The sequence below is a fragment of the Rhodococcus sp. JG-3 genome (assembly GCF_000482405.1).
Lineage (GTDB): Bacteria > Actinomycetota > Actinomycetes > Mycobacteriales > Mycobacteriaceae > Rhodococcoides > Rhodococcoides fascians.
Genome location: NZ_KI519398.1, coordinates 2,490,551 through 2,501,475, shown reverse-complemented (window position 1 = coordinate 2,501,475; position 10,925 = coordinate 2,490,551). Strand labels below are relative to the sequence as shown.

The 10,925-nt window shown below is 66.7% G+C and carries 9 protein-coding genes; 2 read left to right on the top strand and 7 right to left on the bottom strand.

Going from position 1 to position 10,925, the window contains the following annotated elements:
* Window positions 1–106: 106 nt before the first annotated feature.
* From tsaE to glmS, 5 genes are all read right to left on the bottom strand, one after another.
* Window positions 107–577: a tRNA (adenosine(37)-N6)-threonylcarbamoyltransferase complex ATPase subunit type 1 TsaE gene (gene tsaE / locus K414_RS0113220; RefSeq protein WP_230591195.1), complete on the bottom strand. Its 471-nt coding sequence runs from the start codon at window positions 575–577 to the stop codon at window positions 107–109.
* Window positions 578–626: 49 nt separating this feature from the next.
* Entirely contained in the window at window positions 627–1,640 is a 1,014-nt protein-coding gene (locus tag K414_RS0113215; RefSeq protein WP_027496355.1) for an alpha/beta hydrolase, read from the bottom strand.
* A 3-nt stretch (window positions 1,641–1,643) separates the two neighbouring features.
* Window positions 1,644–2,828 carry an alanine racemase gene (gene alr, locus K414_RS0113210; RefSeq protein ID WP_051365101.1) on the bottom strand — a complete coding sequence of 395 codons (1,185 nt, stop codon included), beginning with the start codon at window positions 2,826–2,828 and terminating at the stop codon, window positions 1,644–1,646.
* Between the two features lie 94 nt (window positions 2,829–2,922).
* Window positions 2,923–4,356, bottom strand: coding sequence for a bifunctional ADP-dependent NAD(P)H-hydrate dehydratase/NAD(P)H-hydrate epimerase (locus K414_RS0113205; protein ID WP_027496353.1), 1,434 nt, complete (start codon window positions 4,354–4,356; stop codon window positions 2,923–2,925).
* Window positions 4,357–4,407: 51 nt separating this feature from the next.
* Window positions 4,408–6,270, bottom strand: coding sequence for a glutamine--fructose-6-phosphate transaminase (isomerizing) (gene glmS / locus K414_RS0113200; protein ID WP_027496352.1), 1,863 nt, complete (start codon window positions 6,268–6,270; stop codon window positions 4,408–4,410).
* 99 nt (window positions 6,271–6,369) lie between these two features.
* On the opposite strand from glmS, the gene K414_RS0113195 reads away from it, so the two are divergent.
* Window positions 6,370–7,230: a dienelactone hydrolase family protein gene (locus K414_RS0113195; RefSeq protein ID WP_027496351.1), complete on the top strand. Its 861-nt coding sequence runs from the start codon at window positions 6,370–6,372 to the stop codon at window positions 7,228–7,230.
* 282 nt (window positions 7,231–7,512) lie between these two features.
* Here the strand turns inward: K414_RS0113195 and K414_RS0113185 are convergent, their stop codons facing one another.
* Complete coding sequence (locus tag K414_RS0113185) at window positions 7,513–9,417, bottom strand: hypothetical protein (RefSeq protein WP_027496349.1); 1,905 nt, start codon at window positions 9,415–9,417, stop codon at window positions 7,513–7,515.
* The gene (locus K414_RS0113180) at window positions 9,414–9,719 is read right to left on the bottom strand and encodes a type VII secretion target (RefSeq protein ID WP_027496348.1); all 306 of its coding nucleotides are present in this window, start codon (window positions 9,717–9,719) and stop codon (window positions 9,414–9,416) included. Before K414_RS0113180 ends, K414_RS0113185 begins: the two co-directional genes overlap by 4 nt.
* Window positions 9,720–9,869: 150 nt before the next feature.
* On the opposite strand from K414_RS0113180, the gene K414_RS0113175 reads away from it, so the two are divergent.
* On the top strand, window positions 9,870–10,910 hold the full coding sequence (locus K414_RS0113175) for an LLM class F420-dependent oxidoreductase (RefSeq protein ID WP_027496347.1): 1,041 nt from the start codon (window positions 9,870–9,872) through the stop codon (window positions 10,908–10,910).
* The last annotated feature ends 15 nt before the right edge of the window (window positions 10,911–10,925 follow it).

Here is a 10,925-nt window from a genome sequence, read left to right as displayed (position 1 = left end):
CCCGGTGGCCGCACCCAGCACTCCCGTAGCCGTGGCACCGCGAACCCGGGATACCCGCTTCGCACGCTTCGTCGAGTGCCGTTACGGGCGCGCCGGGTTTCGGTGCTCACTCGGGTAGGCGGCCGAGCGCATCGCCATTCACCCGGCGAGCACTCACCCTTCGGACGTCCGATTCCGGATCGCGTGACAAGCGCACGGAGACATGCTGATCCGTCAGGGTCTCCACCACGCCCTCGCCCCACTCGACGACGACGACGGCGTGCTCGAGATCGGTATCGAGGTCCAACGCGTCCAGCTCGTCGAACGCGGACTGCCCCGTCATACCCAGACGGTAGGCGTCGACGTGCACGAGGGCGACAGGCGGTAAACCGTTGGGGCGCACGCCTGGTCGATGCTCGCGGGCGATGACGAACGTCGGTGAGGTGACGCGACCGTGCACCCCGAGACCCGCCGCGATCCCCTTGGTCATCGCGGTCTTCCCCGCACCGAGCGGACCGTCGAGTACGACGAGATCGCCGGCGACCAGAATGTCCGCGAGCCGAGCACCGAACTCGGCCGTGTCCGTCGCCGTCGCCAGTTCGGCCTCGACGGGCAGGTCGAGCCGGGAGTTCGGTGGACTCTCGGAATCAGACAACGCCCCACCGCTTCTTCTTGGGCTCCGATGCTCGCGCCACCAGGCGAAGGATCGCACCGTTGACCTGTTCGGGGAACTCCAACTGCACCAGGTGCCCACCTTGACGCACCCGCACCATCTCCGATTTCGGCAGAGCGTCGGTGAGTGCTTCCGAACTCGCGAAGGGAATGATCCAGTCTTCGTCGCCGCACACCACCGACACCGGAATGTTCTCGAATTCCGCCAGAGCCGCCGACTCGTCGTGCAGTTCGAGCGTCTCGAGAAAATTCACGATAGTGACAACGGAGGTGTCGTCGATCATCGACTGCGAGAATGCCACCAGCCGAGGAGACACCCGCGTTCCGTACGAGGCCGCGCGCAGCACCGGTGAAATGATGGCGCGCACCGCTCCTCGCCCGAATTGCACCAGGCCGGGTGACGTGCGTACAGCCAGTCGAAAAGCATCGACCGCCGGATTCTGCAGGCTGCGGCCGACTCCCGTCTGTGCGAGGCCGGCAGCCGTAGTGGAGATCAGCACGGCACCGATCACTCGCTGCCGGACGACGGACGACCGCTGGCGCGCCATGGAAAGAATCGACATGCCGCCCATCGAGTGCCCGACCAGGACGATGCGTCCCTTGGGCACGACCGAACGGATGACCGCGTCGAGGTCGAGGCCGAGCTGACCGATGGTGCAACTGCTTGCACTGGGCACCCCGGAGCGGCCATGACCGCGCTGGTCGTAGAACACCATGCGCACGCTCGAACCCCACTGCTGTTCGAGCGCACGTCGTTGGAAATGCCACGACGACATGCGCAGGCAGTATCCATGCACGAACACGACGGTCAGTTGTGCATCCGCCGGCCCCACCTCGCGGACCGCCAGCGGAACACCGTCGTCCGCCGTGACGATACTGCCTCGATCGGCGTCCATCAGGTCGAGATTCTCGGTCGCCAGCGGATCCTTGTTGGATCGAAACGCCGTCTCCCGCACCACTATCGCAAGACTCTCCAGCAATCCCAGCATGGCCTACTTCGTCGCCTCCCCTGAGCGCGTGCCGACGAAACGACGTCGAACACGTCCACGAACGCCGGTGACGACCTCGTAGCCGATGGTGTCGAGCGCATCCGCCCAATCCTGAGCGTGCGACTCTCCGCTGTCCCCCGGCCCGAACAGTATCGCCTCGTCGCCGATGGCGACACCCGAGCTGTCGCCGCCGAGATCGACGACGAATTGGTCCATGCACACGCGCCCCACCGACGGGTAGCGACGACCGTCGATGGTCACCTCGAAACGACCGCTGAGTCGGCGCACGACCCCGTCGGCGTAGCCCAGCGCCACCAGTGCGACCACCGTGTCGGTCGGAGCTGTCCAGGTGTATCCGTACGACACCGATTCACCTCGGTTCACCTTCTTGATGTGGGCCACCTGCGCGGACAATGTCATGACTGGACGCAAGCCGAAATCTCCCATATCGGGCACCGGCGACAGGCCGTACAGCGCAATACCCGGACGCACCATGTCGAAACCGAGGTCCGGCCTGGTCAGCGTTGCCGCCGAGTTGGACAGATGCACGACGGCCGGCGAGATACCGCGCCGGCCGGCTCGGGCAACCGCGTCGCGGAGCCGCTCTGCCTGGGCGTCGTTGGCCGGGTGATTCGGTTCGTCGGCACAGGCGAGATGCGAGAACATCCCCGTCAATCGCACGGACCCCTCGGCGACGGCGGACGCGGTGGCATCCAGGACGACGTCGAGGTCCGCCCGCGCAACGCCGTTGCGATTGAGGCCGGTATCGATCTTGAGCGAGAGGTCGGCGGTGAGACCGGTCCGCCTGGCTGCGGCGATCACCGAGTTCAGCTGGCCGGCCGTGGAGACCCCGACTCCGATGTTCTCGGCGATCGCAGCACCGAAGTCCGAATCGGCCCGGTGCAGCCACGCCAGCACCGGCACGGTGATTCCGGCTGCGCGCAATTCGAGGGCCTCGCCGATGGTCGTGACCCCGAATTCGTGCACGCCGGCCGCGACGGCAGCGTGTGCCACGGGGCCTGCCCCATGGTTGTAGGCGTCGGATTTCAGGACGGCCATCACGGCGGCGTCGCCTGCGAATTCCTGCAGAACCCGGACATTGTGGGCCACGGCATCGAGATCGACGGTTGCCAGAGCACCCGAATCCGTCCGCGGATCGGTCTCCACGTCGCCGTTACCGATAGTCACAACATTCGATAGTGCCATCCCTGCCGCACACACCACGGATCAGGTGGCACAACTCATGACACACAGTTAGGTCGGCCGGCGAGCCCAGTGCAACTCAGACAGCGACCGAGCGGACCGTCCGGATGGCTTCTCGCAGGCTGTTCGACAACGGTGTCGCCGAGATCGGGGCGGCGAATTCGCCATCGGCTCCGTGCGCGGCATGGGCTGCGGCCAGTGCGTGCACTTTGGCCCCGCACGCGGCCGCGGTCGACGGTGCCATTCCGGTTGCGAGTAGGGCACCGAGGACGCCGGACAGCACGTCCCCGGATCCGGCGGTGGACGCGGCGGATCCGCCCGCGTCACTGACGAACGCGGTGCCGTCCGAGTCGGCGACGACCGTCGCGCGGCCCTTGAGCAGCACGGTGACGCCCCACCGAGCGGCGAGGCGTCGTACGGCCGCTACGCGGTCGGGACCGGGTTCCGATCCGGTCAGGCGGGCGAACTCCCCGGCGTGCGGGGTCAACAGCGTCGGTGCAGTGCGATCGACGACCCACTGCTCGTTGTCCGCGAGGATCGTCAATGCATCGGCGTCGACGACCACCGGCAGATTCGATTCGAGAACTCGACGCACGATGTCCGCCGAGGATTCGTCAGTGCCGAAGCCGGGGCCGACGACCCACGACTGCACCCTCCCCGCTGCATCCAGATCCGGTGCGACGACGACCTCCGGGTGGTGCGAGACCACTTCTGCGCCGGCACTTCCCACGTACCGAACCATCCCGGACGTGGCGGCGACGGCTGCGCCGACACACAGCAACGCAGCCCCGGGATACGTGGCGCTGCCGGCCAACACGCCGACGACTCCCTGCGAGTACTTGTCGTCCGACGCGGTGGGAATCGGCCAGATTCGGCCTACGTCGGCCGGCTCGAAGGACTCGATCTCCGGTGCCGGCAGGGTCAGCCCGATGTCGATCACGTCGATTCGGCCACAACGAGGTACGGCCAACACGTGCACCGGTTTGCGAGCGCCGAACGTGACGGTGACATCGGCGGTCACCGCCGGTCCCGACACCTCACCGGTTTCTGCATCGACACCACTGGGGATGTCCACGGAGACGACGGGCGCGGTGATCCGGTCGACCATCCCGGCAGCGTGGGGACGCAGCGGACCCTTCCCGGATATCCCGACGATGGCGTCGATGACGAGGTCCGGATCGTCCGGCTCCGTGACGACCCGTCCCCCCGAGGCTCGCAGGGCCGCAAGACCTTCGGTGTGCACACGGTCCGGATCGAGCAGCAGCGCGGACACCGCGACGCCGCGCCTGCGCAGGAACGCACCTGCCCACAGGCCGTCTCCGCCGTTGTCTCCCGATCCGACCAGTATCAGTACTCGTCGCCCCGCGACGCCGCCGGTTCGCGAGAAGAGTTCGCGCGCCACCACCGAGGCCAAGCCGTACGCAGCGCGGCGCATCAACGTGCCGTCGGGCAACGATTGCAGCAGCGGAGCCTCGGCGTTCCTGATCTGCTCGGGTGTGTAGTAGCCGCGCATGCCGAGGTCCTCCCGCTCGTGCCGTCGTGTGTGTCGAGCCCGCCGGTCCTTCTACTCGACCGTGACGGACTTGGCCAAATTTCGCGGCTTGTCCACGTCGTAGCCGCGCGCCTGAGCGACCTCGGCTGCGAAGACCTGCAGCGGAATCGTCGAGAGCAACGGCTGCAGCAGTGTCGACGCCGCCGGGATCTCGATGAGGCTGTCCGCGAAAGGCCGGACCGCTTCGTCGCCCTCCTCCGCGATGACGACCGTCCGAGCGCCGCGGGCCTGGATCTCGCGGATGTTGCTGAGCATCTTCGAGTGCAGCACCGCACGGCCCTTGGGCGACGGCATGACGATGATGACCGGAACGCCGTCCTCGATCAGCGCGATCGGACCGTGCTTGAGCTCACCGGCGGCGAAGCCCTCCGCATGCATGTAGGCGAGCTCCTTGAGCTTGAGCGCGCCTTCGAGAGCGACGGGGTAACCGACGTGTCGACCGAGGAACAGGATGGTCGACGACGTCGACAGCTCGCGCGCGAGCGCACGCACCGGCTCGACCGTCTCGAGCACCCGCTGCACCAACTCCGGCATCGCTTCGAGTTCGGCGAACTCGCGCGCCACCTCGTCCGGGTACTTGGTGCCGCGCGCCTGAGCGAGAGCCAAGCCGACGAGGTAGTTCGCGGTCACCTGGGCGAGAAACGCCTTGGTCGACGCGACGCCGATCTCCGGACCTGCACGCGTGTACAGAACTGCGTCGGCCTCGCGGGGAATCTGCGAGCCGTTGGTGTTGCACACCGCAAGAACGCGCGCCTTCTGGTCCTTGGCGTGCCGCACTGCTTCGAGGGTGTCGGCGGTCTCGCCGGACTGCGAGATGGCCACGACCAGGGTCGACCGATCCAGTACCGGGTCGCGATAGCGGAACTCGCTGGCCAGTTCCACTTCCACCGGCAGCCGGGTCCAGTGCTCGATGGCGTACTTGGCGAGCAGACCGGAGTGGTAGGCACTGCCACAGGCGACGACGAACACCTTGTCGACGTCACGCAGTTCCTGATCGGAGAGACGCTGCTCGTCGAGCACGATCCGGCCATTGGCGAAGTGGCCGAGCAACGTGTCGGCCACGGCGGCGGGCTGCTCCTGGATTTCCTTCAGCATGAAGTAGTCGTGGCCGCCCTTCTCGGCGGCCGCGAGGTCCCAATCGATCCGGAACGGACGCCCCTGCGCCTCGTTGCCGTCGAAATCGCTGATGTCGTAGCCATCGGCCGTGATGACGACGACCTGGTCCTGCCCGAGTTCGACGGCGTCGCGCGTGTGCTCGATGAATGCCGCGACATCGGACCCGAGGAACATCTCGCCCTCTCCGACTCCGAGCACCAGAGGGGTGGACCTACGCGCCGCGACGATCGTGTCCGCGTGATCGGAATGAGTGAAGACCAGCGTGAACGCACCTTCGAGGCGACGCAGCACCGCCTTCGCACTGGCGACGAAATCGCCCGCGGTAGGCCCGTCCGCGTATGCCCGAGCGACGAGGTGGACAGCGACCTCGGTATCGGTGTCGGACAGGAACTCCACACCCGCCGTTTCGAGTTCGGCACGCAGCGGACCGAAGTTCTCGATGATGCCGTTGTGCACCACCGCCACCGTTCCGGACGCGTCGCGATGTGGGTGAGCGTTGCGGTCGGTCGGACGCCCGTGCGTCGCCCACCGCGTGTGTCCCATGCCGGTGGTCCCGACGAACGTATCGGTGCCGATGTCGTCCAATTCGGCCTCGAGGTTTGCCAGCCGCCCGGCCTTGCGCTCCACCGCGGTAGAGCCTGCGCCGTCCAGTATCGCGATTCCTGCGGAGTCGTAGCCCCGATATTCCATACGCCGAAGCGCCTCGACCACCACACCCAAAGCTGGGCGGTGGCCGACATATCCAACGATTCCGCACATGGTGCATCAGGGTACTCGGCACGACGCGCACGACCCATTCGCTCAGGTCGCCGTGTCCGGCGTCCCCATACCCGAGCACATTCGGTAGCGTCATCTCTCGTGGCGAAACCGAAGAAGCTGGCATCTGCTCTCTCCAAGCGTGGCCCGCACAAGGTACTCAGAGGGAACCTGGCCCTGGCCGGGCAACCTGGCGTCGTCTACACCCCGGCCGAGGGCTTCGGCCTGCCCGGTGTGGCGTTCGCGCACGGTTGGATGCTGCGCCCCGGCAGTTACACCGACACCCTGAAGCACCTGGCGTCGTGGGGGTTCGTCGTGGCAGCACCCGACACCGAGCGTGGCCTCGTGCCCTCGCACCGCGGACTCGCCACCGACCTGGGCACTGTGCTCGACATCATGACCGGCGTTCGCCTGGGCTCGGGCAACATCAGTGTGCATCCCGAGAATCTGGCCACAGTCGGTCACGCGATGGGCGCCGGGACCGCCGTACTCGCTGCCTCCCGACGACCGGATGTCAAAGCGGTCGCCGCCCTGTTTCCGGCACCGACGGCACCGTCGTCCGAGGACGCCGCCGCAGGCCTCGACGTGCCCGGACTGGTCGTCGGCGACAGCTCGAACGCAGATTCGCTCAACGACAATTCACTGGCTCTCGCCCAGGCCTGGCACGGACCATCCGTCCTCCGACGGATCGACGGCTCGACGGCAGACGGATTCGTCGAAGGCCGGCGAATGCTCCGCGCACTGGGAGTCAACAGCTCCGACCGCAAGACCCAGCAACGCACCCGCGCTGTACTGACCGCATTTCTGCTCTACCACCTGACCGGCGACTCCGACTACGAGGAATTGGCCGGAACGAACGGCGACATCGCCGGCACCCGTGCTGTCGACCCTCACGCGCCGCTGACCGAGCAGCCCAAGCCGAAGGCGACCGCGTCGATCAAGGCATTGCTGGGTCGCGGCTGACCCACCGGGCTCGGCGTCGTCACACCAGCCACGATCGGGGTTGCTCGTCGGGGTCCGGTTCGACGTGTGGTGCGCCGTGCCGCCGATCCAGGTGAGCCGGGCGCAGGACCGAGCCCGCTGCCAACCGAGTGTCACTTCCGCTCAACCGGTCCGAAACCCCCTGTCCCACATCGGTTCTCGCCGGTTCGCTCGGATTCCGTAGCCGTTCGGCGGCATCCGCCATCGCCGACCGATGCGCGTCGCGAATACGGTGCAGTTCACGACGCCACGCGGGGTCCGAATTCACAGTGCACCCGCCTCGCTCAAGCCCGCGCCGGACCCCGCCGAGCTGGGCTGAGGTTCGGTGACCGGAGGGGCCACGGGGGCTGCAGGTACCTCATGAGTCTCGTTCGAGCCCTGCCGGACGGAGCGCTCCTCGCCCGAAGTTTCAGGAACGCATACCTCCGGGGTGTCCGCGGTCGATGCGGGCTGCAAGTCCGTCGGTGCACTACCCACCTGCGGCTCGTCGGCCGGTGCGACATCCACCGGCGGTGAGGTCGCTGTGTTCTGCTCGGGAGCGCCGGACTCGGCAGAAGGAGGTGCCGGTTCGATCTCGGGTTCTGCATCGGGTGTGGTTCGATCCCCCGCGGCGGGCTCCGGCGGTTCCACGGTCGCCGAAGACCGGTTCGACACCCCGACACCGCTCGGATCGACGGTCCCGGGAACTTCGACGATCTCCGGCAATCCGAAAGGACCAACGCGCAACTCGAACGTGCGCACCCCGAGGCCCGGTGTCTCGAGTCGAAGCGATACGGCCCCATCGTGTTCGAGCGCGATACGGGCACGATGGCCGTCGAGTTCGGCCTCGAGATGGCCGCGCTCGCCGACGACCTTCGATGCATCACCGAATTCCGGCGACGGGATCGAAGCGGGCGGATCATCGAGCGTTGCAGTCGGATTGGGTACTGCGGTGGGGTTGGAGCCTTCCGTAGGGTCGGGTTCTGCGGTGGGGTCGACATCGGTCTCGTCGCTGACACTCCCGTCGCCGGTCGTGTCACCGAGCGCCTCGACAACCCGGTCCACGATGTCGTCCACAATGCCGTCCACGATGCCGTCCACCATGCCGTCGACGAGTCCGGCGACTGCATCGACCCGACTGTCTTCACGACCATTGTCGTTCTCGGTTTCGCCCCACGCCGTGGGACCGGTGGCACGTGCATCCGGAGCAGGTGCCGGTTGCGCCGGCGGAGCCGAGGCCGGCACCTCGGACGGAGGTTGGGCTGCCGATGCGGGTCCGGTGACGGCTGCCTCTCCCCCGGCTCCGCCCGTGACCGCCGCAGGGCAGTTCTCGGGCGACGACCGCTCGCTCGAGTGCTCGGCAACAGCCAGCGGCACCCAGCTGCGCTCGTCGAGCTCGTCGAACACGGGGTGGACGACTTCCTCGATGACCTTCACCACCAGGGCCAGGCACTCTCGAACGGCCGTGTCCGTGGCCGTGCAGGCAGACGAAACCGCTGCACACGTGCGTTGCACATGTGGCACGAACTCGCCCTCGATCCATTCTCGAGACCGGTCGGCGACCTCGGCCGCGAACTCGCCCGATACGTCTGCTCGCGCAAATCGCTCGGCCCATTCCGGAAACGCCGGTGCCAGGCGGGCGAACACGGTTGCCCGGTCGACCGGGACGCACTCGATGCCCGAGGCCAGCAGAAGCGCATCGATTCGGTCGGGATCGTGTCCTTCCACGGCGTCGGTATCGAGGCTTCCGACGAGCTCGGCCTTGTCGGTCACAGCCTCACGCAGTACGTCCACAGCCGCGTACATCGTTTGCAGCGCATCCTCGACCGAGTCGAGAAGCACCCCTGCTCTCTCCTGCTCGGTGGCCACATATCGCTGGGCCGTCTCACCGGCGTCACCGTGCCACCGCAGTCGAAGAACGATCAGGAGCTGCGTCTGCTCGTCCAATTGTTCACCCAGCGCCGCAGCCATAGCCCCGACCGCATCTGCGTCGGACGCCAGAGCCTCCAGGTTCAGGCCGCGCTGCTCGTCGTACCGTGCACACACCTCGTCGTAGCGCGGGACTCTGCTGCCGGGAACGCGCTCGGCCAACGGCAGGAAACGCTCGAAATACAGCAGCCCGACGGCATTGGCGTCGAGAATCTCGTCGACCGATGCTGCCTCGGCGGGCGAGGTGGAAGAAACAGTCACCGCAACGAGTCGATCGCGTGGGCACCGGCGTCGTCCTGTATTTCGTACGCGCTCATCGCGGCGACGAGGGCATCCGCGATGTCGTCGACCGACGATCGCCACACCCCGACGGCTCGCCCGAGCCCGGAGTGGGCGTCGAGATAGGCCGCGCCCAGGTCTCCGTAGTTCCGTCCTGCGGCGGCGGTACCGAATCCCGGTGATGCGATCGAATCGGCTGCCGTGCCCAGGGCCTCCGCCGACGCCGTCATCGAGTTCGCCACCTCGCGCACGCGGACCGCGTCCACCCAGAATCCGTCGCTCATCGCCCGCCCGTTCCCGCTCGAAGTGCCCCTTTCCCACTATGACGTGCGCCGACTCCCATCGGTTCCCCGGCGAGCGGTAACGTCCCGATACGAAACGTCGGTAACAGACAACCGAGCAGCTCCACCAGCTACTCGAGAACGAGGAGTCCCATGCACATCGGAACGATGCTGAACTACAGCGGTGGTTTCACCGAGACCGTTGCCGAGGTAGCCGAACTCGAGAAGGCGGGCCTCGACATCATCTTCGTGCCCGAGGCCTATTCTTTCGACGCCGTCAGTCAACTCGGGTTCCTTGCGGCCAAGACGAGCACGATCAAGATCGCGTCGGGCATCTTCCAGATCTACACGAGAACGCCGTCGCTGACGGCCATGACGGCCGCCGGCCTCGACTACGTTTCCGACGGGCGCTTCGTTCTCGGACTCGGCGCATCCGGGCCACAGGTCGTCGAGGGTTTCCACGGCGTCAAGTACGACGCACCCATCGCCAGAACCCGTGAGGTCATCGAGATCTGCCGCCAGGTGTGGCGTCGAGAGAAAGTGCAGTATCAGGGCAAGCACTACCAGATCCCGTTGCCGGCGGACAAGGGAACCGGCTTGGGCAAGCCACTGAAGCTGATCAATCACCCTGTGCGCGAACGCATTCCGGTCGTCATCGCCGCTCTCGGACCGAAGAACGTCGAGCTCACCGCGGAGATCGCAGAGGGCTGGCAGCCCATCTTCTACTTCCCGGAGAAGGCAGCCGACGTGTGGGGCGAATCGCTGGCCGCAGGCAAGGCCAAACGCGATCCGTCACTCGGCGAACTCGAGGTGTTCGCCAGTCCCACACTGGCCATCGGCGAGGACGCCGACAAGTACCTCCCCTGGGTCAAGCCCCACCTGGCGCTCTACATCGGCGGCATGGGAGCCAAGGGAAAGAACTTCTACAACTCCCTCGCTCAGCGCTACGGCTACGAAGCCGAGGCCGAGAAGATTCAGGATCTGTACCTCGCCGGCAAAAAAGAGGAAGCAGCAGCGGCGGTTCCGGACGAGCTCGCGCGTTCGGTGAATCTCATCGGACCGGAGAGCTACGTCAAGGAGCGCGTGGCAGCCTTCGCCGAAGCCGGCGTGACGACACTCAACGTCGCACCGTTGGCCGAGGACACCGCAGGACGCGTCGCGCAGCTCACCGCCTTGCGAGAACTCACCGCCTGACGATCGGACACTGCC

Bases quoted from the DNA above. Each gene is read 5' to 3' on its own strand.
- K414_RS0113175 (WP_027496347.1), top strand. From the start codon at position 9,870: ATGCACATCGGAACGATGCTGAACTACAGCGGTGGTTTCACCGAGACC.
- K414_RS0113180 (WP_027496348.1), bottom strand. From the start codon at position 9,719: ATGAGCGACGGATTCTGGGTGGACGCGGTCCGCGTGCGCGAGGTGGCG.
- glmS (WP_027496352.1), bottom strand. From the start codon at position 6,270: ATGTGCGGAATCGTTGGATATGTCGGCCACCGCCCAGCTTTGGGTGTG.
- K414_RS0113205 (WP_027496353.1), bottom strand. From the start codon at position 4,356: ATGCGCGGCTACTACACACCCGAGCAGATCAGGAACGCCGAGGCTCCG.
- K414_RS0113215 (WP_027496355.1), bottom strand. From the start codon at position 1,640: ATGCTGGGATTGCTGGAGAGTCTTGCGATAGTGGTGCGGGAGACGGCG.